Source organism: Brevibacillus porteri (assembly GCF_003013475.1).
Classification (GTDB): domain Bacteria; phylum Bacillota; class Bacilli; order Brevibacillales; family Brevibacillaceae; genus Brevibacillus; species Brevibacillus porteri.
The window spans coordinates 212,718-236,007 of sequence record NZ_PXZO01000010.1 but is presented as its reverse complement, the minus strand read 5'-3'; the positions used below and the strand labels follow the sequence as shown (position 1 = coordinate 236,007).

The window sequence follows — 23,290 nt, the reverse complement described above, 5'->3', positions numbered from 1 at the left end:
CTTTCCTCCTTTTCATCCATCACAGAAACGAGAAGGACCCCGGCGCAGCTCCTAGTGACCTTTCAATAATCACCTGCATGGCTTGTAATCGTTTTGTCTGCTCCTCATGCTCCCAATGAAAAATGCCTGATTCCAACAAAAATTGTGAGCCAGCGAGGAGAAACTGAACGGTCTCCAAGGCATTTTCCACTTGAAAGACATCTTCTTGATTTCCTTGTTCAATGACTTGTGCAAGGACAGGGGCAACTTTCAAGATAATGGCGATGTTCAGACGCTCGTGAAGCTCTCTGTTTTCAGGGCGATGCAAGCTTTCCATCCATTCGTCTAGCTTGTCGATGGGTTGGCTTTGACTGCGCAGCATCTGGCGAACCTTCTCCATGATACTTAAGGTAGAGTCATCTGCGATTTTTTTATATTCTTCGCAAAGTGTATCGACCATGGACTGGACAAATGCTTCGAGGATTTCTTCCTTCGATTTGAAGTAGTAATAAAAGGTTCCTTTCGCTACGCCCACCTTTTGAATGATCGCATCCACGGTTGTATGGACATAACCCTGATTTCGAAATAGCTCCCCGGCGGCTTCCAATATTTCTGCTCGCCGTGTTGTGGGGTCTTTTACGATTCTTTTCATCGGCGCCTCCTTCGATTGTCAGTAAGTGGTTGGATACAGATTACCATATGACTGACCGTCAGTCTATAAGTGCTTGAAAGTAAAGAGGAGGGTAAGTCTCCTCTGTTCGGTATTAGGAATTTAGTAAGATGATGGCAAACGTTCGTTATAATTTCTCGGCGATAATCGTGAAGGTTTTCGGGATTCCTTTGTCAAAAACTTCCGAGGAAAGGTTCGGGAGCTCTTCCAGCATTTTTAGGCACAGCCCTTTGCTTGCAATGGCCGTTACAATTTCCCCTAATGTCCAATTGCGTAACAATACTTTTGATTCAGTGTCATTCATCCCGTTTGAAAGGAATTTGGAGAAAGCAATGTCCTTTTCCTCAAGCGAGGTGTCGAAATAATCGCCTGTTACTTTATGTTTGCGGATAGTAGCAGTCGTTCCGCGTGAGGAGATGAGCTTTGTGGATACCGGATGGAAATCTTGGAGGACGAGCACGCCGCCTTTTCGCAGGAGCGAGTTGACCACCTGGAATAATTCGGTTAAGTCCAAAAAGTAATGAAGAATACCGAATTCCATAAAAACGAGATCATACTCACCAGACAATGCATCTGGAGGTAGCTGCAATACATCCGAAACGATGTAAGTCAGGTCAACGTCGGCAGCTGCAGCCAGTTCTTTGGCGTACTGCTCATTCTCATAAGAGAAATCGGCGATGGTCACATCGGCACCTAGCAAGGCAAGCGCAACGGCTTTATTTCCATTTGAACCGAGTAAATTGATAATCTTTTTGCCGCGAATATCCCCCATGTGCTCATATACTTTACCGATTCGCTTTTGGGGGTCTTCTTTAATTTTGACCGCTGCCTCAACAGGTGTTCCAAAGCGTTTCAGCCACGCTTGATATGCCCCAGTGTTCCAAGCCGTTTTATTTAGTTGTGCTGTTTCCACAAATTCCCCTCCATAGAGTATTCCATTCAAAAAATTGGCCCAGGTATGTTGGTTACGAGGGCTCAGGTAATTTATGATACTGACACAGCTCATTCGTGTCTATATATTTTCGAAGTGTTAATTTTTCCATGTGTGACGTGAAAGTGAGAACAATTGGTGGCGAGATTCTACAATTGTGAAGCAAAGCGGGACAGTGGTAATATTGGGAAAAATAGATACGTCCGCTCTTTATGCGGTCGAGGGTTTGTTCGACGGGAGGCAAGCTGCTTTGAAAATCAAAGTGTTGATCGCAGACGACAATTCGTTTATACGCGAAGGCATGAAAATCATCCTGACGAGCTTCGAGGAGTTTGAAGTAGTCGGGAGTGTGGAGGATGGGGTCGAGGCGGTGACGTTTTGTAAACAGAACGAGGTAGACATAGCACTCTTGGACGTTCGGATGCCGAACATGAATGGAGTGGAAGCGACTCGTGTGCTGACTGCCGAGACTACGGTCAAACCGCTCATTTTGACCACATTTGACGATGACGAATTTGTCCTCGAAGCCATTCAAGCGGGGGCACGCGGTTATTTATTGAAAAACAATGATCCCAACCGCATTCGAGATGCCATCAAGAGTGTCTATAACAACCATCATGTGCTGCAGGATGTCGTCCTGGATAAGATCAAAATGAACCTGAATACAGGGAAGAACGCTACGGATACCGTGTCCGCTACTGCTCCTTCCAAAACGAAAGCAGCCAACCCTACCGAAAGCAAAATCGACCAAAGCTTATTTACGGAACGGGAGCTCGATGTCATGAAGCAGATCGCCAAGGGACTATCGAACAAAGAAATCGCGAAGAAGCTGTATATTTCCGAGGGGACAGTTGCGAATTACATAACTTCCATCTTCAATAAAACAGCGCTTGAACACCGCACGCAGATCGCCATCTATTATTTGACGGGCGAAACGAACATGTCTGATTGAAAGGAGGTCACAACCGATGGCGTTATGGACAATGGCGAATAAGACAGCGGTGCTTGGTTTTATCATCGTGACTTCTTTTCTTGCTCATCCCACTTCTGAAGTTGACCCGTGGCAAATTCTCGTGTACTTGTTGTATCTGGCTATCAATCTTACTATTCTCATTTTGAAACAGATGAATCATAAGCAATGGTTTGTTTGTCTATCCCTCATGTTTGTGATAGCGAGTGGACTCGTGCTGGATCCGTTGTTTATGCTGCTCTTGCCAATCAACGTTTTAGAGCTAGCTTTTTTGGCAGGTAAGCAGCGGATGGTCGTATTTCTCTGTATGTTGTTGCCTTTGTTCATGGTGCCATCTGAATGGGTGCCCTTGTATTTATTAACGGCCTTTCTTAGCTTTTTGCTGTATAGGTGTGGCAGCAGGCTAACTGACAAGCTCGGCAGGTTAGAAGCTGAACGGGAGAAGATGAGAGAGGATTTACAAAGCTTGACCCGCTCCTTGAACGAAAGTAGCGAATACTTCCGCCAGTCGACTTACACGATTCAACTGGAGGAGCGCAATCGCCTTTCTCAACAAATTCACGACGATGTGGGACATGCAGTTGCAGGTGCGCTGATACAAATGGAAGCGTCGCGACTGCTGATGGCGACTGATCAGGACAAGGCATCCGAGCTGCTCCGCAATGCGATCACGATATCGAAGGAAGGGCTGGAGCGAATCAGAGTGACACTCAAGGAAGTAAAGCCACGGCCGGAGGAACTGGGAATCAATCGACTCCGGTCATTTGTCGATGAGCTGTCTGCCAGAGAGACAGTGACAGCCACGCTTACTTTTGCCGGGGACATCGACGTCATTACACCGCTTCAGTGGAAAATCATCCAGCAAAATGCAACGGAAGCGGTTACGAACTCACTCAAATATGCGAAGGCGACAGTGATTTCCCTAGAGGTACGGGTGCTGAATACATTCATAAAAGCAGTGGTCACAGACAATGGCGCCGGCGCAGAAAAGATTGTAAAAGGGCTTGGCATTCTCGGGATGGAGGAGAGAGCTGCTTCCGCTGGTGGAACGGTGATTGTAGACGGTACGCGCGGCTTTAGCGTGACCACTCTCTTGCCTTATCGCAACGAATGAAAAAGATCATGAGAAACAACATGAGAATTCTCATGTGCCAAGGGATGAACTTATGCACTGACATAGGGGCATCCTTTTTTATTACAATGCAGACATAGCCACGAAGGGAGTGAGTGATGTGAGTCATGTATTGGAAATTCGTCAGTTAACGAAAAAATTCGGTGATTTCGTCGCCGTCGACAATATGTCTCTGAATGTGCGTGAAGGAGAAATCTTTGGTTTCTTAGGGGCCAACGGAGCGGGAAAGAGCACGACCATCAACATGATCGCCTCCCTGTTGCGCGTAACAAAGGGTGAGATTACCCTGCTGGGAAAAAACATTGAGAAACATAGCAAATTCGCCAAAATGAACATCGGTATCGTACCACAAGATATCGCCATCTACGAGGATATGACGGCCTATGAAAACGTGAGGTTTTTTGCTGGCTTGTACGGACTGCGTGGATCACTGCTTCGCGAACGGACGGAAGAGGCGCTTGAATTCGTAGGTCTCGGTGACAAATCTACTAGCTTTCCCAAAAACTTCTCTGGCGGGATGAAACGTCGGTTAAACATCGCTTGCGCCATTGCTCATCGGCCGAAGCTGATCATCATGGACGAACCTACTGTCGGGATTGACCCTCATTCGCGCAATTATATCTTGAATTCGGTACGCAAGCTCAACGACATGGGCTGCACGATCATTTATACGAGCCATTACATGGAGGAAGTTGAAGAAATCTGCACCCGTATTGCCATCGTCGACCATGGAAAAGTCATCGCGGAAGGATCGAAGGAGGAGCTAAAAGCGATTATTACCGACGCGAAGGAAATTTGGATTGGCGTCCGAGCAGATGAACCGTTAAACCTCGAAGGTATTAAGGCGATTCCTGGTGTGAATGCAGTGCTTCAAGAAGAGAATACGATCAAAATCGTATCGAAAACGGAGATCAACAACCTGAACCGGATCATTCAACAATTAATCAAGGACCAGGTAGAAATCCGCTCCATTGAAGAGCAAGCGCCGAATCTGGAGACTGTGTTCTTGACCTTAACCGGTCGAAACTTGCGAGACTAGAGGAGGGACTTTGCCATGAATATATGGAGTATCGCTGTAAAAGAAATCAAGTCCAGCCTTCGCGAAAAGAGAACGTTTATGTTTATGTTGGCACTTCCCATCATCCTGATGCTGATATTGGGTACGGCTCTATCCAATGTATTCAATGACACGAGGACTGTGGATGACATGCGCCTGTTGTTTAAAAGCAACTGGACGAACGCGCAAGTATCGACGGGGTGGAACGTTTTTATAGAAGCTATCGGAAAAAATGGAGTCGAGGTCGTTGAAGCGGAATCAGGCACAGACGGGCATGAGGAAGTAAGAGCGAATCGCTTTACGGGGTACGCAGTTGTCAGTGATGAAGGGATTGAGTTTTATGGAAGCGGTGAGAATGCGATCGGAAGCAATATCCTTGCCGGGATGCTAACTGTTTTTGCAGATCGTTACTCGCTCGCATCCGCAGCCTTTCAGGTAGACCCAGAGACTGCTGCGGCTACTCTTTCAGCTACCGGACAAAACAATGAATTTATTCGTGACACGACCTTGAATTCGAATAAAAAACCAGGCTCCATCGACTATTACGCGATGGCAATGACCACGATGATCGGGCTCTACGCGATGTTCAATGCCAGTTATTTATTCAGCGGAGAGCGAACGAACAAAACGGCCATTCGTTTAATGGCAGCACCTGTAAGCAAAGGTGCTATTTTTACCGGAAAAGTGATCGGTTGTACGGTGATCAACCTGTTTTTCGTACTAGCCGTGTTCTTATTCAGCAAGTTCGTGTTCAAAGCGGATTGGGGCAGCCATTACGGGATGGTTATCCTGGTGCTTTTGACAGAGGTACTGCTTGCGGTCAGCTTGGGCCTCGGTATTAGTTTTCTTTTCAAAGGCGAAGGGGTAAGGGCAATCAATAATATTTTTACGCAAGTCGCCTCCTTTGCAGGCGGTGCCTATTTTCCGATTGAACAATCCGATGGCTTCTTCAGCCTCCTGTCTAATCTTTCTCCCCTTCACTGGGTAAATACAGGTCTGCTGCAAATGATCTACACAGACAATCCGACAGGCGCATGGTTCGCGATTGCGATGAATGTGAGCATTGCCATGGCGTTTATCATCTTTTCTGTTATCACGATGCGTAGAAGGGAGGGTGCTTTTGTATGAGTGAAATGCTATGGCTAATTCGGAAAACGCTGATGGAGACGTTTCGCAGCAAAAAAAGCTGGTTCACCTATTTGGGTTTGCCGATCGCAGGGGTTCTGCTGTCTCTTACCATCTACAGCAATGCAGGCAGCGGCACGATCCATGTAGGAATCATCAATCAGGATGGGGACCAGGTGATCACGCAGGACACAATCCGGTTTATCGAGAGTTTGAATCATATCAAGGTCACAGTCATCGATGAACAAACGATGCGTGAACAAATCGTTTCTGGTGAGCTGGATAGCGGAATTGTTTTCGAGTCAGGGTATGCTGCTAGTGTTCGAAAAGGGGCGCCAGCACACTTGAATATGGTATCAGTAAAAGGTGAACAGGTTACTGCCTACGTGAAGGCCATGCTGCACAGTTATATCGGCAATCTTGCCGCGATTGGAAAAGCGGCACAAGCGGATGAGGCTAAGTTCACGAAGCTGTATGCGGCATACCACGAGCAAAGCTACAAGCTCAGTACGGTAACGCTTCAAAACAACTCAAACGTGACGCGCATGACGAATCAATCGATTGGATTCCTTATTATGTTCATGATGTTTTCAGCGGTGGACATGTCAGAGATCATTTTAAAAGAAAAAGGGAATCGCACTTTTTTACGACTCCTTTCTTCACCGATGTCGGCCAGATCCTATGTATTCTCGAATATTATCGTCAGCATGTTTATTTTGCTGCTGCAAATCATCGTGACCTTGCTCGTCATGAAAAACGTCTTCGGCATAGATGCAGGCGTCTCGTATGGTCAAATGATTCTGCCGTTGTTCGTGTTCGCGCTGGGGGCAATCGCACTTTCTCTGATGATCGTTGCCTTTGCGAAGAGTAGAGCAGGTGCCGGAGCGATTTCCAACCTGATCATTGTACCGACGTGCCTCCTGGCTGGCTGCTTCTTTCCCATGGAAATCATGCCGGACACCGTGCGCAAAATTTCAACATTCTTGCCCCAGCATTGGTTGCTCGATATGGTGAATAAGCTTCAACAAGGGTATAGTCTGGGGAGTTTGTATTTGCACATAGCTATTTTGCTCGCATTCGCGTCGGTTTTTGCCTTGATCGCCATCTATCGGTTTGGGCGAAATAACGATAGTAGACAGTTTGTGTGAGAAAAATAGGACTGTGGAACTGCAATTTGACAAGGGATAATCCGAAGCGTGTCGAAAGATGCATACTATGATAAAGCGAAGCAACCATAATCGGAGTCAATCAAAAGCACTCATAAGTAAGTATCTTTTGATTCTTCTCTTGTTTTTAGCATTTCTACTAGGGCTTCGGATGTTCTGGTTTTCGTTTCATACGTTTCCAGAGCATCCGCCTGTGGTTCAAGGGGTTCTTGATATGCGCGGGTGGGACTTTGAGAATTCCCCGTCCGTTTCGCTGGATGGGGAATGGGAGTTTTTCCCTGATTCTTTCATCACGCATGAAGATTTCAAGCAATCATCGAATGACGAACGACAATACGTTCAAGTACCTGGCAATTGGAGCAGCGCTTTTTCCAGGGACTCTCCGTCATCGTATGGCTATGGAACATACCGTTTACGGATCTTGGTCGATCAACCGCTAAATCAGCCATACACCTTATGGGTTCCGCAAGTGGAGGCATCTTCCACCGTAGAGGTTAACGGAGAGATTTTAGCCAGAGTCGGAGTGCCTGCGGCAACAGTGGAAGAGTACACACCGCGGAAGCAATCCTTCACGGTTACGTACAATGCAGATGATGCGAAGGTCATTGAAGTGCTTGTCCGAGCTGCCAACTTCCATAATCCAATCGAAGGGGGCCTTGTCAGATCGATTTACTTCGGGTCGCAGGCCACTGTTGACAACGAACGTTGGAATTCTATCGGCTTCCAGATGGCAACCTTCCTCATCCTATTGCTTCATGGCTTGTATGCCGGCATCTTGTATATATTTAACGCCCGTCACAAAGAGTTTCTGGTGTTTTTGCTGTTGCTTTCCTGTGTAGGAATAAAGAGTGTGTCTGATTATGACAACCTGCTGTTGCTTTGGATTCCCTTCGATTATACATGGGCGATCAAGGTGGAAGTGCTTGCCTACATCTGGCAGCCTTTGCTGATGATATTATTGGTCAGAAGCTTAACTGATCAGGGGGAGAAAGAATACTCCAAACCGTTCAGGGCGTATCTTTTCATGCTTAGTCTATACTCGGCAGTCATCGTAGTTGGAACGGCACAATGGGTGTATGTTTTAGCTGGGACGCCATTTTTGGTCATGATTTATTTCGGCCCGTTGGTGCTATTTATATTCAGGATCAGCCGCATGCTCATGCAAAACAAGCATGACGCTGTGTTTTTGCTCATTGCTGCAACGAGTATTTTCTCCAATGTCATATGGTCCGCAATCATGGAATATCAAGTCATCGATATCAAGTACGTGTTTTATCCGCTCGACGTGATTGCTGCGCTTGTCAGTTTTTCTGCCTATTGGTTCAAGCGATTCTTTCGCAATTCAGAGGAAAAGGCACAGCTAACGGAGCAATTGAAAGAAGCCGACAAGCTCAAAGACCAGTTTCTCGCCCATACCTCTCACGAACTGAGAACGCCATTGCATGGCATCATGAATATCGCCCAGACTGTCGTGAACAATGAAAGGCATGTCATGGGCGGTCGCAGCACGCAGGATATGGAGCTCTTAATCACGATCAGCCGCAGAATGTCGCATTTACTGGACGATTTGCTAGATGTCGTACGATTGCAGGACAAGCATATCGTGTTGCAGAAGAAGCCGTTGCATATTCAATCGATTGTTTCCGGCATCATCAGCATGCTCACCTACCTGGTAGAAGGCAAGCCTGTTCAACTGAAAATGGACATACCAGAGTCTATCCCGCCAATCTTGGCAGATGAGAAGCGGCTAGTCCAGATTCTGTTCAATCTTGTTCACAATGCACTGAAATTCACAGAAGAAGGATCTGTCGTCGTTTCTGCTGAGATCGTGGACGGACAGGTGGCGATCTATGTATCCGATACAGGAATCGGGATGGATGAGCAGACCAAGGCACGAATATTTTTGCCGTATGAGCAGGGAGCGCAAGCAACGAACGATGGGGGAGGAATCGGCCTCGGTCTTGCTATTTGTACACAGCTGGTAGATCTGCATGATAGCGAACTGAGAGTCGACTCTGAACCGGGCAAAGGTTCGGTATTTAGCTTCTGGCTGCCCGTGGTTAGTACAGATGAGATGAAGGCAGCAGAGAGCCAATATGTGGAGCAGATGGATAAGAACAATCAAGTGACGGCTAGCAACCAGATGAGGCATAGTGAAGCCCCAGATATCTTGGCTTTTCAGCAAACGGCTGCGCATGCATCTGTTGACAGAAAGGCGAACATATTAGCGATCGATGACGACCCGGTTAACCTAAGGGTGCTGGATCGAATGCTCTCATCCTCGCATTACCAAATCACTACGTGCACATCGCCAAGAGACGCGCTCGATCTGCTTTTTACAGAGCAGTGGGACTTGCTTATCATCGATGTCATGATGCCGCATATGTCGGGCTACGAGCTGACGCAAAAGGTCCGGGAGCATTTCTCTGTTTCCGAGCTTCCGATCTTGCTCTTAACGGCACGCAGCCAGTCTGAGGATGTATATACCGGGTATTTGTCTGGTGCGAATGACTATGTATGCAAACCAGTCGATGGCATGGAGCTGAAATATCGCGTCTGGTCGTTGACGACGCTCAAGCAAACAGTCGATGAACGATTGCGCCTGGAGGCTGCCTACTTGCAGGCGCAGATTCACCCGCACTTCTTGTTCAACACTCTTAGCTCGATTATGGCATTGAGTGACATTGATACGGAGAAGATGCGTAAACTCGGGGATGCGTTTGCCGCCTTCTTGCACATCAGCTTCGACTTTTTGAACACGGGAAAACAAGTCACACTCTCCCATGAGCTAGAGCTCGTCCAAGCCTATCTTTACATTGAAAAGGAACGATTTGGCGAGCGGTTACAGATCGTGTGGGAGGTTGAGCCTGATATCGATCTTCTCATCCCGCCACTGACCATTCAGCCGTTAGTTGAGAATGCCATCAACCATGGTCTTCTTACCCGAATAGAGGGGGGAGCTCTCCATATCCGCATCGTCCGGCAAAAGAACGCCACTCTTTTTGAGGTGAAGGATGACGGTATCGGGATGGAGGAAGCGACTGTGCGGCAAATTCTCGACTTGTCGAAGAAGGAGAGAGGCGGAATCGGGGTGTCTAACACGAATCGGAGACTGACGCAAATGTACGGGAAGGGCTTGTGTATCACGAGCAAATTGAATGATGGTACGACGGTGTCATTTGTGATACCAGATCGGATGTAAATTCGAAACTTCTTAAATGGGGTGAATCGTCTTCATTACTTTTCAATGCACCAAAAAGCTTATAGCAGAACTGAAAGTTACTGTGTCTGATAAAGAGAAAATAGTTTCGGAGCCTTTATACAGATGGCACGCTCACCTGTTTGTATATCAACGGCGGAAGTGTGTGCTGGTGATGAATAACGAAACAAGATACAATTTCGTTATGCATGGATTAAAGAGGGCAGATTTTAATCGTTTTGATCAATTGGTGAAAGAAAAAATCGCAGAGAACCTTCTCGCAGAAGGAATCGCCCAAACATTAATTGAGAAGTATTTACAAAATGTCGGTGAGGCGACTTATACTGAAACAAGTGATAGAAGCATTCTTAGTCAAATGAATGACATGATATGGATTGCACAGGACGATATGGATAGGAATATGAGGGAGAGCAATGAATTGGGTATTAATCAGGTGAATCGGTTTTTGAATGATTACATCATGACTAAATTGCCGCAACTATTTCCCAGACTAGCAATGCTGGAAGCGTTAGAAAATTTATAGTACCAAAAGCATCCTCACTTTCACGAGTGATTCAGGATGCTTTTTTGATGCTCAGATTCAAAAAGCCGATCCATGAAAGGTTGAAAAACGACATTAATGTCGTTTATAATAATCTCACCAACAAAAACGACATCTGTGTATATTTTGTTCAAAGGAGGTAGGCCCCAACCCCATGGCCCCAAAAGTAAGCGACGAATACAAAACCAAAAAGAAAATCGAACTGCTACAAGCGGCAAAACGTGTGTTCATCACAAAAGGCTATACACGGGCCACCATGCAAGACGTCATGAACGAGGCTGGTGTATCGCGGGGTGCCTTGTACGCCTACTTTGATAACCTGGAGCACTTATATTTGGAGCTGCTGCAATTCGAAGATCAACAGGATGTACAGTTTTTCACACCAATTGCTGGTGAATTGTCTTGGCAGCAAGTCACCAAATGGGTCTCCAAACAGCAGGTCGAGATCGAGAAAATCGAACAAACATTGTCCCAAGCCAACTCAGAGTTTTTCCTGTCACTGAGAGATCAGCAAAAGCAACAGAGCTATCCATACATCACGACTCGCTATGAAAAAATGGTAGATGTGCTGACAGCTTTCTTCGCGCATGGGACAGCGACAGGTGAGTTCAAGCTACAGCTACCACCGGAGGCGATTGCTCGCTATCTCATCTCGGTTATCGATGGATTGATGCTGGATACCGCGCATTTGGGCGCAGAGAAAACGAAGGTGTCCGAGCAGATGGAAGCACTGTTGTTTTCATTGAGAGCGATGCTGGGACCGGTTCAATAAGGAGGGGGAAGAATGTTGTTTCAATCAGAGAAAATCTATCTGAGAAAAATGACGGGGGAGGATGTGGATGTCTACCATACGTGGAGAAATGACGTGGAAGTCATGCGGACAACGAGTCCGTCTATGGACGTCTATACCTGGGACGATACGAGCGGGTTTGTGAATCAAGTCATCCTGCAAGCAAGCTCCTCGAAGAGCTACATGATCGTAGACAGCCATACCAATCGACCGATCGGGATTACCTCCCTCATTCAAATCGACCTGAAAAACCGCAATGCGGAGTGCATCATCGATATTGGAGAGAAGGAATTCTGGGGTAAAGGGTATGCACGAGAAGCGCTGAAGCTGCTGCTGGATTATGCATTCTTGGAAATGAATCTGCATCGGGTGTCGCTACGCGTCTTTTCCTTTAACGAAAAAGCCATAAAGCTGTATGATAAGCTCGGATTCAAGCAAGAGGGGATTTCGCGGCAGTTTTTGTTTCGAGAGGGAAAATGGCATGATCTCGTGCACATGGGGATTTTGCAGCAGGAATATATCTCGTGAAAAAACTATACCGATGCTTATTCATGGAGGAGCGACCGCGTTTTAGAGGAAGGAAAGTTTCACCGAAGTAATACCGGAAACGCACGCTGAGGTACTTCGTTATGCGCTCAACCATAAACGGGTAAGACGCCTGAGGTAGGTGTATAGATAATAGGCCCATGGAATTCAGGACCAAGGTCGCTTAACCAATTTTAATTATTTGTACTGTCTACTTGACGGGGTGGAGTTCACCTTAGCGACAGCCTATAGCCCTCTCGTATAACGGGGGGCTTTTTTCTTGTTTTGCGATCGTCATAGGAACGGAAAATACCCATGACTGTACTTCCATATTCCATCTCTCAAACAAATGCTCTGTTCATAGGTTAGTTCACATCGAATTCGTTGATTAGCTATGGGGTACATAAGGTTACTCGGTTCTGAACTGTGGCCTAACCCCAAGATGTGACCAATCTCATGAGCCAATGTAGATGGCGCAATAGCGTTTGCATTAAGAAAAACGGAAGGGCGATTCTTAATAATACCGTACAAGGCAAGGTGTTCTGAAGGGCTGGCCCTCTTCCATTTTTGCAGCAACAAAGATAGTTTTTCGATTGCCCGCAGATTGCAGAATGTTGCAGCACCGGGTATATGAACGCCAGCAGCTATACCATCAGGAGGGATTGCAATAAGGTAGTAGATGTTAATACAAGGTAATCGTTGTTTTGATTTTCTCCAACCTCCTGCACGAGCGGTTTCCATAAAAAAATCCCGTAAGTCCTGAGAAGAGTTGAAGCTATGCTGAAGCCTGTCATTTTCGAAGACATCATTTTCTTCATGAAACACGAGATTCAACCATGGAAAACCATTCACTTCAGCATTCCTATCAAAATAATGTTGCGCATAGGCAATGTTTTGTTTCACCGTAGACTTGGCTATTTCCAAATCCTCAAATGCACCCTTCTGTACAATAACATTTAATGAGAAATGTGCGGTTTTTCTCCTCGTTAGAGAGTTAGACATTGTTGATCACTCTTTTCTTCCTGGACTGCCTTTGCCTTACTCCTTGCCTGCTTATTACTTATGTAAAAAATCTAAATTTGGTTCAAGATCTGCCTAGCATTCCAGAGGCACTCTTCTTGGACTTTTTTGTACGCTTGGCAAATACCTAAATTAAGGAAATGAAGTGACGAACAAGTTGTTCCGAGAATATCTTGCAGCAAGACGAATTGAAGTACTCTAATGCCCTTGTAGTAGGTTTTGTTGATCATACGTTGGGAGAATTAGGGTTATTAAGTAATGCCCTAGGACATGAAAAAGGGAGGAAAACAAGTGAGCAGTGATTTCAGGAGAGATTTTGAAAGTATGGAAGTAAGCAGGATCGATGCAAGCAGCATGTTTTTTAGTAGTAGTGATTCTGGGGACTTGTACCAATATCGATGCGGAGACAGGTGCGGTTGGAGAGACAGATGCGGTTGTAGAGACAGATGCGGTTGGAGAGACAGATGTTATGACAGATGCGGTTGGAGAGACAGATGTGGTTGGAGAGACAGATGTTATGACAGATGCAGACCCAGATGTTGGGGCTAATGTTGAGACAGGCGTCTAAAGGGTAAGATATAGATATGCTGATAGAAGGGCCATAACCCATGATTATCGTGGGTTATGGCTTTTTTTCTTCCCCATCATTTTTTGACAAGAAGGACAAATTGCAGAGCATAAGATCAAAATAGTTGTGAAAGACATATTTCCGAAATCAGGTCACGGGAGGAGGCATAAAATGACATCTGTCAACCCATCCATGCGACTAAAAGTAAAAGGGGATACGTATTACGTTCCTGATCCAGATGGCCGTGTGTATTTTCAAAACAATCTAGGATCATTTCAGATGGAAGGGAAGGGAATTCACCAGTGGATTGAAAAACTGATGCCCTTGTTTAACGGGGATCATACATTGGAAGAATTGACAAATGGGCTGTCTGACCAGCGTAGAGATCACATATATCACATTGCAGACATGCTGTACCAAAACGGCTTTGTCCACGATTGGAGCAGTCAGCTTCCACACCAGTTATCCAAGGAGATTATGGAGAAATACGCTCCTCAGATACAATTTTTGAACAGCTTCACTGATTCCGCTGTCTATCGTTTTCAGTTGTACCGTCAAACCAAAGTGCTGGCCGTCGGCTCTGGTCCCCTACTTTCTGCTTTGGTTGCAGCATTGTTGGAATCAGGATTGCCTGCCATATACATAGCCACTACCCATTCCACCAGGACCAATCGGGAACGTTTGTGGGAATTGGCAGCACATGCTCGAAAAGAGGACTCCGAGGTAAAGCTAGAGGAAATTTACCTGCAAAAAAATGATCGGGATGGTTGGCAGAAGGCTGTGCAGACTTTTCAAGTTGTCTTATATGTACAACAAGAAGGCGACCTTGAGGAATTGCGGGTGCTTTATTCGATTTGCAAGGAACAAAACAAAATCTTTATTCCAGCTATTTGCCAGGACCAAGTGGGAATTGCGGGTCCAGTTTTACGTCCAGATGCAGATGGATGTTTTGAATCGGCCAGGCGCCGAATCCACCGATCTTCATTCAACAACGGCTCTTGTTTCAGCGCTTATTCTCCCATTTGCGCTGCCATGTTAGCAAACATCGTCGTGTTTGAATTGCTTAAGACTATTACAGGGACATCTGGGCAGAAAAATAAAATCTTTCTCATGAATTTGGAGACGATGGAAGGAGAGTGGCATCCGTTTACCCCTCACCCTCTGGTGACTGGTGGTGCACGTATGAAATGGGTGCAGGACACGAATCTACTTTTTGAACAACGTCTTCATCAAAATGGCTCATATGATTTGCCAGCATTCTTTGGTTCGTTAACATCGGATCAAACAGGAATTTTTCATACTTGGGACGAGGGGGATTTGGAACAACTCCCATTGGCTCAATGCCGAGTGGTAGTAGTTGATCCCTTATCCGAAGGTCCGGTAGAGTTACTTGCTGACATTGTTTGTTCAGCTTTGACGCATGATGGAGCTAGGCGTGAAGCGGGATTGGCGGGAATTGAAGCGTATGCATCGAGAATGGCTAAACCGCTTTTTGGGACTGAGGAATTTGTTGGAATAGGCGCGGGTGAGACAGTTCCGGAAGCTGTTACCCGAGGATTGCAAAAGAGCTTGACAGCAGAGCTGCGTAAACATCTCGAAAACCACCAAACTGCTGTTTATCCAGTTGAGCTGAACTCAATAGAAGATAAACATTCTCTTTTTTACTTACAGGCTCTGACAATCATGAACGGCCCACCGACGGTATGCCTGGGGGAGGAAATATTAGGCTTCCCGATAGTCTGGATAGGCACAAATGATCGCTGGTATTACAGCGTATGCTTACATCTGACTATGGGATTGCGCACCGCATTGCAGCAGGCGTTATGGGTATACCATAACCCATCTCTTAGCCAAACAACGACATATGGGATTAATCCGTCCTCCATTGTAGTAAAAGAAAAGCTTCCACACAGTTTGGTCATCCCCACAGTTGAAGAGGCAGCACACTCCGAAATGTTGCAAGCCGCCTTGTCCTCTTTGAGACGAAACAATAAAGAGCTGTTTGTTTGTGAATTGGAATTGGAGCAAGTCTTGAAAGAGGAATTGGCAGGAGTATTTGGTGTGCTTTTGCGAAAGGATGAATCCTGATGAGCACAGTCCTGATGATTGTCGGAGAGGGATTGTTAGCGGATTTCGTATATCGAAACCTGTCCAGTCAATACAGTGTCGTGCAGCAGCCTGATTGTAAGGCTGATATACCCCAAGAGGTGGAATTGGCTTTAGTACTGCATGATTTCTGGCATCCTTCCATTTATCTGCAGGCTGAAGAGGTGTTTAAGAAGGCTGGCATTCCTTGGTTAAGAGGCTTTGCTTCATTTGGAGAGGGCGTAGTAGGGCCACTCGTGGGACCAGGTATGCAAGGATGTCCGCAGTGTGCCGACTTCCGAAGACTGATGGCCCACAATAACCGGAGAAATCTGAGGGAAATTCAACTCCAGCTGAAAAATCAAAAGAATCGACAGCGTGATGCATGGGCATCAAATACGGGAATGTACCAATTGGCGAACATGATCACAGCGGAAGCGCAAAGAGTTTTACAGGGCAGTCGCCCATATACAGTACAAAGAACAAGAATCCATTTGGTAAACTTGCAAACTCTGGCGACCTCAGCGCACTTCTTTTTGCCAAATCCAATGTGTGAGGTATGTGGGGAATTGCCTGAGGATACACCTGAGGCCGCACGTATTACTCTTCAACCAAGACCAAAGTCAAATCCCAACAGTTATCGAATCTGTTCGCTAGATGTTTTTAAGGAAGTCCTCATTCAGGAATATCTCGATTTTCGAACTGGCATGATCAACCAAAAAACCAAAGACCACCTGACCCCATTTGCCGTCATGAGCGTGAATCTGCCGATGATAACGTCTAATGAAGGAGCAGCCGGGCGAACTCTTTCTTATGAGCAGAGTGAACTGACAGCCATCCTGGAGGCATTGGAGCGATACGCAGGTCTGCATCCACGAGGCAAAAGAACGGTCATCTGCGACAGTTATGAGAAGGTGAAAGACCACGCGCTCAACCCGCTGAAGATCGGGCTGCATTCGGAGGAACAATATGCAAGTCCTGACTATCCTCTCCAAAGATTTGATCCAAAACGGCTCATGAATTGGGTATGGGGTTATTCATTTTTTAAGGAGAAGCCAATCTTGGTACCAGAATCGATTGCCTACTACGCCCTGGAAGATGACTTCGTCTATGAAAACTCCAATGGTTGCGCGTTAGGCAGTTGTTTAGAAGAGGCTATTTTCTACGGTATATTGGAAGTGGTGGAACGAGACGCATTTCTTTTGACATGGTACGCACAACTGCCTTTACCGCGGCTTGATCCTGAATCTGCGAAAGACAAAGAATTGCTCTTGATGATTGAGCGAATAAAAGCAGTGGCAGGTTACGATTTGTATTTGTATAACGCGACAATGGAGAATGGGATACCAAGTGTTTGGGCCATTACGAAAAACAGGAAACAGAAGGGAGTCAATCTCGTCTGTGCCGCCGGGTCTCATCCGGATCCGTTGCGAGCTGTAAAAACCGCGGTGCATGAACTGGCCGACATGCTGTTAACACTGGATGAAAAATATGAAATGCATCGGGAAGAGTTTCTGCAAATGCTGCACGATCCCTTCCTGGTGCAAAGCATGGAAGACCATGGTATGCTGTACAGTCTGCCTGAAGCGGAAGAGCGACTGCACTTTTTGCTTCATGATGATCGACCCATGCGAACATTTGACGAGGAGTTTAAGCTGCAGGCAGGTCATCATGACCTGACGGATGATTTGAAAGGCATTCTGCAGATTTTTAAGCAATTAAACCTCGAAGTGATAGTGGTTAACCAGACGACACCAGAAATGATCAGAAACAAACTGTACAGCGTGAAAGTTCTGATCCCTGGGATGCTGCCGATGACGTTTGGCTATCACTTAACCCGCGTAACAGGACTGGATCGTGCCTTGAAAGTACCCATGCAGCTTGGCTATACCAAACATCCCCTGACATATGAACAACTGAATCCCCATCCGCATCCATTTCCATAGGTCTTGAAGTAGGAGGAAAAAGTATGCGCAGGGATGTATTTTTGCACAATCTGCTGTATGACGTCGAAAAAATTATCCCCGCCGACTGGACAGTAGATTGGGGAGATTCCCCTTTGGTTTATAAGATCTATCAAGAACTGCCTGTCGTGCCGCTTTCGTTAGAAGTTCCGCTGTCTCTTGAACACGGCAGAAATCAACAATCATCGAAGCCAACCATTCGTGATCTTGGCCATTTTCTCTGGGTCACATTTGGTCTTACCCGAGTGTCTGATCCAGGTAATGATTGGGATTCCTTCGACCAAAGATCAGAGGAGTTATTCCGAAGATTTGTTCCTTCGGGAGGGGCTTTGTATCCAAGCGAATTATACGTGTATTTAAACATGGATGACTTGCCCGCGGGAGTGTACCATTACGACGCTGCCCATCATCGTTTGGTATTGCTGCGCAAAGGAAATTGCGATTCATATCTGACAATGGCTCTGGGTTACTATTGTGACATGTCAGAGTGTTTTGCTGCAGTATTTGTATCGACAATGTTTTGGAAAAATTTCTTTAAGTATCATAATCTGTCGTACCGCCTCCAAGGTTTGGATGCAGGGGTAGTGATTGGCCAGCTGCTTGAAGCAGCGAAAAGGTTTGGTTTTACAACAAGTGTTTACTATCAATTTCTCGATCGAGCCGTCAATCATCTGCTGGGGCTGAACCAATGGGAAGAAAGCGTATATGCGGTGATTCCTCTCTCGATAAAATCAGATATCAATTGGTTTGCCCATAAGCGTGAAGGAATAGAAATTGTCTGGGATAAAGAATTGTATCGGAAGTTACCCGCTGTTCAGCATCATTCCTATAACCGTTCTCGAAGGATTAGAAAATATCCCATGCTGATAAAAATGAATGAAGCATCAAAGTTCGAATCAACGGACTGCTTTCAGCGGGTACGGGGAGAAAAAAAGCCTGCCTTTGGAGGTCCTTCTTTGGCATTACCAAACGTAAAACCTTTAAACTGGGATCTCATGGAGGCAAGCCGAAAGAGGTTTTCACCTGGTGAGCACTTCGTTTTACGCGAAGTGAGTCAACAGCAATTAGCCACTCTCTTGCGTGAGGCGACAAATGCTTTCTTCTACCGAAATGATCTGGATCGAATAGATATCCCCGAAATCCAAGAACAACCGAGGTCTCGAGTTTCGTTGTACTGCTGTCTCTATTTTGTGGAGGATATTCCTGCTGGCGCCTATTATTATGACTATCCTTCCCATAAATTAAGGCTCATTCGTCTTGGAGACCATCGCCCCATATTAAAACAAGCAATAAATAGGAGCGACTTCAATTTACTCGATGTTCCGATCTGCCTGCATGTGGTAGGGGACTATCATTACTACAGACATAAACTCGGATACAGAGGATATCGTATTCAACAAATGGAAGCGGGTATACTTGTACAAAAATTACTGTTGGTAGCTTCTTCGATCGGATTGGCAGGCCATCCGCTTCTCGAGTATGATGCAAAAACATGCGATAAAATCTACAAAATCACGAATGTAAACCGAAGCTGTTTAATACAAGTACCTGTTGGGCCCTATCGTTTACCCAATAAGTTAACCGGACATTTGTACGTATAGGAAGGAGCTGGAGCACACTTAAAAAGACATCAATTACGCAGCGACCGTTTCCCCATATTCCACTGGGGAGCGGTCGTTTCGTTTTCCCCATGAAAAAATCCCCCTCCGATCACAACGTCTAAATCCATCTTCAGCAGATGTCTTTTTTACGTTGTCTACCATTAGGGGATATTACCACGAACTTATCTCCCGGTTTAGGTACCACCAGCCTTTTGCGTATGAAGGGTGTCTCTTATTTTCCGGCGTAAATCGGCACTTCCCACTCTACATTTTTGTGTTCAACCATTCGTTTCTCGGAAGAAATGATCAATTGCTTTGGCATGGTTGTGAGGTTTTCTAAGAAGATCGTACCTCCAAAAATTGCCCGATTATTCTCATACTCAGTCTTATCGATTAAGTAGTCGATGTCTTTGTACTTTTTCCCAGTTTCATCCATAATGGTCCAGTATTGATAGGGGCCCATAGCGGCAGTATCTGGAGAGAGAGTTGCTTCGAATGCCAGGTCGTAGCCTTCCAATTTCGTAGTTGTCCCATCGTCGTTCACGCGGTGATGACCGTCATAGCCTTCAAAATCAACGACCGCGTTTGGATCCTTTTGATATTTTTTGAAAGTAAACTGATCTCCCTGGTCTTCCGCTGTGATGACTTCTTTCTTTTCGAGGCGATTGGCGTCCAACTTCGCGTTCAGCTTAGCGGTTTCCTCTGTATATACAGACCCCAGCTTGAAGGTAAGGCTTTGGCTTGCGTCGATTGGTTGGAAGTAGTGGAAGTCTCTTGTTCCATTTTCAGTAGAGCGGCTATGATCCCATTTCAAATATGGGATGACATTGCTTTGTTTGCTGGCTTCACGGATGACAGCCTTGGAATCCCAAGCGGCGACGACTGTGCCCTTTTCATTGACTAACGCGTAGCTGTATTCTTTTCGCTGGTTATCCGTAGTCGAGCGATCTATGACCATTTCCACCCCACTCGGTGCAAACGTCATCTGTTTTACGTCCAGCTTGAGTCCTTGCGGAGTTGTGTATGTTTTGTTGATTTCATGTGTCTTCGTCGCGGCTTTTGCCTTTTTCATGTCAACAGGTACGGACAACTTCCAGTTACCTTTGATGTCGTCCAATTGTTTCATGTTGAACTCTACAATCAGCTCGTCCGGAATTTCACTGATATCATCAAAGTAGCTGCGCAGCTCACGATCCAAGGACATGTAACCGGTATCTACATTCATAACATTGTGCCAATCTTCATTTGGTTTGCGAGTGTCTTCATTTGCAGACGACTCAACAGGCTTCAGTACGTTCCCTTGTTTGTCTTTGATTGTAATGACTTGCTCCTTGTTATCTCTTCTGATCATTTCGGTCAAAAAACTGTCCATCGGTTTGCCATTCTTGTCTTTTACAATAGCAGCTATGCTAATGCGCAGAGGATCAGCCATTACTTCCTTTACCTCAAATGTGATACCTTGGTCGGTCGCACTTACATTCACGGTTTGAGCGAACCCTTTTTTGGCTGCTTGCTCAATACCAGAGTCCCCGGACTTTTGAAGAATACGATTGCTCACAGGAGCTACAGGATCAGCTTTACTAATCGGGCTGTTCGTAAAAGCAGCATGGACATAACTAGCGAAGGTCGGGGAGACCAGCATTCCTCCCGATACGACGACGGTTAATGCAGCGGCGGCAAGTGTCATTCTTTTCATGATCGTGATACTCCTTTGTTTCCACGTAGGTGGTTGGTGTGAAGGGACAACAGGGTTCAATACTCTCACGGGATGAGGGGAGAGCATCTGAATAATCTTTTGATCCATATTTGCTGAGAGGGAGTCTTCCCACATCGTTTCTTCCGTTTGGTGCAGCTCATCGATCCATTGCTCCAGCTGGTGCTGGCAGTGTGTGCAATGATCGAGATGACTTTCGATATTTCGTTTGTTCACTGGTGATAAACGATCTTCCATGTAGGCGATCAGCTGTCTTTGCGTAAGGCAATTCAAAGCGGGGTTCCCCCTTTTTTCTCCGGCTTGCTTAGCTGGTCTCGCAGCTTTTTCCTGGCATAGGAAAGGCGCATTCTCACAGTATCTACGGACAAAGACAGTTTGTGGCCAATCTCTCGGTAGCTTAGTTGCTGGAGATAATGCAAAACGAGAATCGTCCTGTAGTTCTTGTCCAGTGTCATCATCTGCTGTCGCAAAGCATGACGCTGTTCTTTTTCCAGATAATCTTCCTCCGGGATCGGACATTCGTCTTTGACCTCGACATCCATCTCCGTTACGGAAGGCATCCGCTTTCGTTTCCGCAGCTCGTCAATCCCGCGATTGATCGCGATTCGATACAGCCAGGCAGAGAAGGAGTAGTTGGGTTTATAATCTGGCAGACTGTAGTACGCCTTGATAAAAACCTCCTGCACCATGTCTTCGGCATCATGAGAATGGTGGAGCGTGCGCCTAAGAATCGAACCGATTTTTCCCTTGTATTTATTGACGATCAGAGCATAAGCCTCTTTATTTCCTTGAAGAACCTCCGCAATGACCTCTCGATCGTCCTGCATGCTTGTTACCTCCTTGCAAAAAGGTGCTGCGCAGCTTTCCTTTTTGGTGTTCACTACTATAGACGAAAACGAGGGTACCCCCCTCTTAAACTTTTTTCATGAAATTTGAAAAATGGCATAGGAAGAGGATGCCTCTCTTCGTTTGATAGAAGGGCATCCTCTTTAAAGAACCTTTTTACCGCGTAATCCGATAAACCTCTCCACTTAACCGTCCCCGGATTTTATAAACATCACCGACGGAAACAACTAGATCCTTCACACCTTTGATTAAAATCTCTTGCTCCAGTCCTTCCACATACAAGGGAAAGCAATTTCCACCGATATCGTGTGTAAACAGCTCTACTGTTTGGCACCTTTACCGCCACTTCCGATATGGTGCAGGAAATCTTTGTAGTCTTGCGGTAATACTATGTGAGCTGAAGCTTCGAACTGTTCGATTTGTTCCAATGTCAAACGCTCATTTAAAACATACGGACAATTTCCGTCATAGAGGCTGCGGTATTGGTCCAGCATTTCTTCGACCTTTGTAATGAACGCGCTTTTGGGGGCGGTGTCTTTCATCCTGTCTAGCACCTCAATTGTAAAGGAGTATATGATCTTGAGCCAAAACAACCATTCCATCGCAGTGATCTCCGACATACACAGCAATGCCTATGCATTGGAAGCTGTGCTGCACGACATTGATTCCCGCGGGATTCAAACCATTGTGAATTTAGGCGACACTTTATTTGGACCGCTTGATCCGATCAAAACGGCAGAGCTCTTAATGGAGCGATCTACGATCATCCACATCATGGGTAATTGTGACAGATATTTACTGGAAGAGCAAATGGAGTCCATCACCTTCGAATACGTGAAGCCACTGCTTTCACAAGAAATGCTCAGCTGGATCGGGTCATTCCAAAAGCAGTGGACGTTTGACGATCTCTTGTTTTGCCACGGCACACCTTTTGCCGATGATGTGTACTTATTAGAGAATGTCGCTCCATATGGGATAGAAGACAAAAGCGCAAATGCCTTAATGATCGAGCTGACTGGCATTCAGCAGCAGGTCATTTTTTGCGGACACTCTCATGTGCCCAAATCTGTATGGCTGCCAGATGGCAAGCTCGTGGTAAACCCGGGAAGCGTGGGACTTCCAGCGTATTTTGAGGAAGCGCCGTACCCGCATTCGATGGAATCGAAGACGCCCCATGCCAAGTACGTCACGGTCAAACAACAAGGCAGCGCTTGGCTATTCGAGCACGTATTGGTCCCGTATGATTTCGAGCAGGCAGCCAGAAAAGCAGAGGAAAACGGGCGCAGAGACTATGCCTATGCGATCCGAACGGGAAGAGCAGAGCTGTAAGAGGACAAAGTGACGTTAGAGATCGTTTCTGGCGTTATTTTTTCGTTTCTACGAAGA

The 23,290-nt window shown here is 46.0% G+C and carries 20 protein-coding genes; 14 read left to right on the top strand and 6 right to left on the bottom strand.

What is annotated here, in order from left to right; genetic code table 11:
- Nucleotides 1–19: 19 nt before the first annotated feature.
- Together C7R92_RS08030 and C7R92_RS08025 are read right to left on the bottom strand one after the other, a co-directional pair.
- Nucleotides 20–631, bottom strand: a complete 612-nt coding sequence (locus tag C7R92_RS08030; RefSeq protein ID WP_106833838.1) for a TetR/AcrR family transcriptional regulator — start codon at nt 629–631, stop codon at nt 20–22.
- Between the two features lie 145 nt (nt 632–776).
- Complete coding sequence (locus tag C7R92_RS08025; protein ID WP_106833837.1) at nt 777–1,562, bottom strand: class I SAM-dependent methyltransferase; 786 nt, start codon at nt 1,560–1,562, stop codon at nt 777–779.
- 268 nt (nt 1,563–1,830) lie between these two features.
- On the opposite strand from C7R92_RS08025, the gene C7R92_RS08020 reads away from it, so the two are divergent.
- The 9 genes from C7R92_RS08020 to C7R92_RS07980 all read left to right on the top strand — a co-directional run bounded on the left by C7R92_RS08020 (nt 1,831) and on the right by C7R92_RS07980 (nt 12,109).
- The gene (locus C7R92_RS08020) at nt 1,831–2,532 is read left to right on the top strand and encodes a response regulator transcription factor (protein WP_106833836.1); all 702 of its coding nucleotides are present in this window, start codon (nt 1,831–1,833) and stop codon (nt 2,530–2,532) included.
- A 16-nt stretch (nt 2,533–2,548) separates the two neighbouring features.
- Nucleotides 2,549–3,664, top strand: coding sequence for a sensor histidine kinase (locus C7R92_RS08015; protein WP_106833835.1), 1,116 nt, complete (start codon nt 2,549–2,551; stop codon nt 3,662–3,664).
- 118 nt (nt 3,665–3,782) lie between these two features.
- On the top strand, nt 3,783–4,721 hold the full coding sequence (locus C7R92_RS08010) for an ABC transporter ATP-binding protein (RefSeq protein WP_069847123.1): 939 nt from the start codon (nt 3,783–3,785) through the stop codon (nt 4,719–4,721).
- A gap of 15 nt (nt 4,722–4,736) precedes the next feature.
- Nucleotides 4,737–5,867, top strand: coding sequence for an ABC transporter permease (locus tag C7R92_RS08005; protein WP_106833834.1), 1,131 nt, complete (start codon nt 4,737–4,739; stop codon nt 5,865–5,867).
- Nucleotides 5,864–7,012, top strand: a complete 1,149-nt coding sequence (locus C7R92_RS08000) for an ABC transporter permease (RefSeq protein ID WP_106833833.1) — start codon at nt 5,864–5,866, stop codon at nt 7,010–7,012. Before C7R92_RS08005 ends, C7R92_RS08000 begins: the two co-directional genes overlap by 4 nt.
- 58 nt (nt 7,013–7,070) lie before the next feature.
- Nucleotides 7,071–10,232, top strand: a complete 3,162-nt coding sequence (locus tag C7R92_RS07995; protein ID WP_106833832.1) for a hybrid sensor histidine kinase/response regulator — start codon at nt 7,071–7,073, stop codon at nt 10,230–10,232.
- Nucleotides 10,233–10,257: 25 nt separating this feature from the next.
- Nucleotides 10,258–10,773, top strand: coding sequence for a DUF6933 domain-containing protein (locus tag C7R92_RS07990; RefSeq protein ID WP_412678978.1), 516 nt, complete (start codon nt 10,258–10,260; stop codon nt 10,771–10,773).
- A 172-nt stretch (nt 10,774–10,945) separates the two neighbouring features.
- Nucleotides 10,946–11,563, top strand: a complete 618-nt coding sequence (locus C7R92_RS07985) for a TetR/AcrR family transcriptional regulator (protein WP_106833830.1) — start codon at nt 10,946–10,948, stop codon at nt 11,561–11,563.
- A gap of 12 nt (nt 11,564–11,575) precedes the next feature.
- Nucleotides 11,576–12,109 carry a GNAT family N-acetyltransferase gene (locus C7R92_RS07980; RefSeq protein WP_106833829.1) on the top strand — a complete coding sequence of 178 codons (534 nt, stop codon included), beginning with the start codon at nt 11,576–11,578 and terminating at the stop codon, nt 12,107–12,109.
- 291 nt (nt 12,110–12,400) lie between these two features.
- On the opposite strand, the gene C7R92_RS07975 is transcribed toward C7R92_RS07980, so the two are convergent.
- Nucleotides 12,401–13,108: a matrixin family metalloprotease gene (locus tag C7R92_RS07975; RefSeq protein WP_106833828.1), complete on the bottom strand. Its 708-nt coding sequence runs from the start codon at nt 13,106–13,108 to the stop codon at nt 12,401–12,403.
- Between the two features lie 361 nt (nt 13,109–13,469).
- Here C7R92_RS07975 and C7R92_RS07970 point away from each other — a divergent pair, with 361 nt between their 5' ends.
- The 4 genes from C7R92_RS07970 to C7R92_RS07955 all read left to right on the top strand — a co-directional run bounded on the left by C7R92_RS07970 (nt 13,470) and on the right by C7R92_RS07955 (nt 19,344).
- Entirely contained in the window at nt 13,470–13,694 is a 225-nt protein-coding gene (locus C7R92_RS07970) for a hypothetical protein (protein WP_106833827.1), read from the top strand.
- A 171-nt stretch (nt 13,695–13,865) separates the two neighbouring features.
- Nucleotides 13,866–15,782 (top strand): putative thiazole-containing bacteriocin maturation protein, encoded by a 1,917-nt coding sequence (locus tag C7R92_RS07965; RefSeq protein ID WP_106833826.1) that lies wholly within the window; start codon nt 13,866–13,868, stop codon nt 15,780–15,782.
- Complete coding sequence (locus C7R92_RS07960) at nt 15,782–17,725, top strand: TOMM precursor leader peptide-binding protein (protein ID WP_106833825.1); 1,944 nt, start codon at nt 15,782–15,784, stop codon at nt 17,723–17,725. The genes C7R92_RS07965 and C7R92_RS07960 overlap by 1 nt, the downstream gene beginning before the upstream one ends.
- 23 nt (nt 17,726–17,748) lie before the next feature.
- Nucleotides 17,749–19,344, top strand: a complete 1,596-nt coding sequence (locus tag C7R92_RS07955) for a SagB family peptide dehydrogenase (protein WP_106833824.1) — start codon at nt 17,749–17,751, stop codon at nt 19,342–19,344.
- A 232-nt stretch (nt 19,345–19,576) separates the two neighbouring features.
- On the opposite strand, the gene C7R92_RS07950 is transcribed toward C7R92_RS07955, so the two are convergent.
- From C7R92_RS07950 to C7R92_RS32770, 3 genes are all read right to left on the bottom strand, one after another.
- Nucleotides 19,577–21,331, bottom strand: coding sequence for a DUF4179 domain-containing protein (locus tag C7R92_RS07950; RefSeq protein ID WP_106833823.1), 1,755 nt, complete (start codon nt 21,329–21,331; stop codon nt 19,577–19,579).
- Entirely contained in the window at nt 21,328–21,885 is a 558-nt protein-coding gene (locus tag C7R92_RS07945) for an RNA polymerase sigma factor (protein WP_106833822.1), read from the bottom strand. Before C7R92_RS07945 ends, C7R92_RS07950 begins: the two co-directional genes overlap by 4 nt.
- A gap of 339 nt (nt 21,886–22,224) precedes the next feature.
- On the bottom strand, nt 22,225–22,446 hold the full coding sequence (locus C7R92_RS32770; protein WP_244195685.1) for an SMI1/KNR4 family protein: 222 nt from the start codon (nt 22,444–22,446) through the stop codon (nt 22,225–22,227).
- Between the two features lie 31 nt (nt 22,447–22,477).
- Between C7R92_RS32770 and C7R92_RS07935 the strand changes: the two genes are divergently transcribed.
- Nucleotides 22,478–23,233 (top strand): metallophosphoesterase family protein, encoded by a 756-nt coding sequence (locus C7R92_RS07935; RefSeq protein WP_106833821.1) that lies wholly within the window; start codon nt 22,478–22,480, stop codon nt 23,231–23,233.
- The last annotated feature ends 57 nt before the right edge of the window (nt 23,234–23,290 follow it).

Bases quoted from the DNA above. Each gene is read 5' to 3' on its own strand.
- C7R92_RS07945 (WP_106833822.1), bottom strand. From the start codon at position 21,885: ATGCAGGACGATCGAGAGGTCATTGCGGAGGTTCTTCAAGGAAATAAA.
- C7R92_RS07980 (WP_106833829.1), top strand. From the start codon at position 11,576: ATGTTGTTTCAATCAGAGAAAATCTATCTGAGAAAAATGACGGGGGAG.
- C7R92_RS07995 (WP_106833832.1), top strand. From the start codon at position 7,071: ATGCATACTATGATAAAGCGAAGCAACCATAATCGGAGTCAATCAAAA.
- C7R92_RS07935 (WP_106833821.1), top strand. From the start codon at position 22,478: ATGATCTTGAGCCAAAACAACCATTCCATCGCAGTGATCTCCGACATA.
- C7R92_RS07985 (WP_106833830.1), top strand. From the start codon at position 10,946: ATGGCCCCAAAAGTAAGCGACGAATACAAAACCAAAAAGAAAATCGAA.
- C7R92_RS07965 (WP_106833826.1), top strand. From the start codon at position 13,866: ATGACATCTGTCAACCCATCCATGCGACTAAAAGTAAAAGGGGATACG.
- C7R92_RS08015 (WP_106833835.1), top strand. From the start codon at position 2,549: ATGGCGTTATGGACAATGGCGAATAAGACAGCGGTGCTTGGTTTTATC.
- C7R92_RS08000 (WP_106833833.1), top strand. From the start codon at position 5,864: ATGAGTGAAATGCTATGGCTAATTCGGAAAACGCTGATGGAGACGTTT.
- C7R92_RS32770 (WP_244195685.1), bottom strand. From the start codon at position 22,446: ATGAAAGACACCGCCCCCAAAAGCGCGTTCATTACAAAGGTCGAAGAA.
- C7R92_RS08005 (WP_106833834.1), top strand. From the start codon at position 4,737: ATGAATATATGGAGTATCGCTGTAAAAGAAATCAAGTCCAGCCTTCGC.
- C7R92_RS07960 (WP_106833825.1), top strand. From the start codon at position 15,782: ATGAGCACAGTCCTGATGATTGTCGGAGAGGGATTGTTAGCGGATTTC.
- C7R92_RS07955 (WP_106833824.1), top strand. From the start codon at position 17,749: ATGCGCAGGGATGTATTTTTGCACAATCTGCTGTATGACGTCGAAAAA.
- C7R92_RS07970 (WP_106833827.1), top strand. From the start codon at position 13,470: ATGCAAGCAGCATGTTTTTTAGTAGTAGTGATTCTGGGGACTTGTACC.
- C7R92_RS08030 (WP_106833838.1), bottom strand. From the start codon at position 631: ATGAAAAGAATCGTAAAAGACCCCACAACACGGCGAGCAGAAATATTG.
- C7R92_RS07975 (WP_106833828.1), bottom strand. From the start codon at position 13,108: ATGTCTAACTCTCTAACGAGGAGAAAAACCGCACATTTCTCATTAAAT.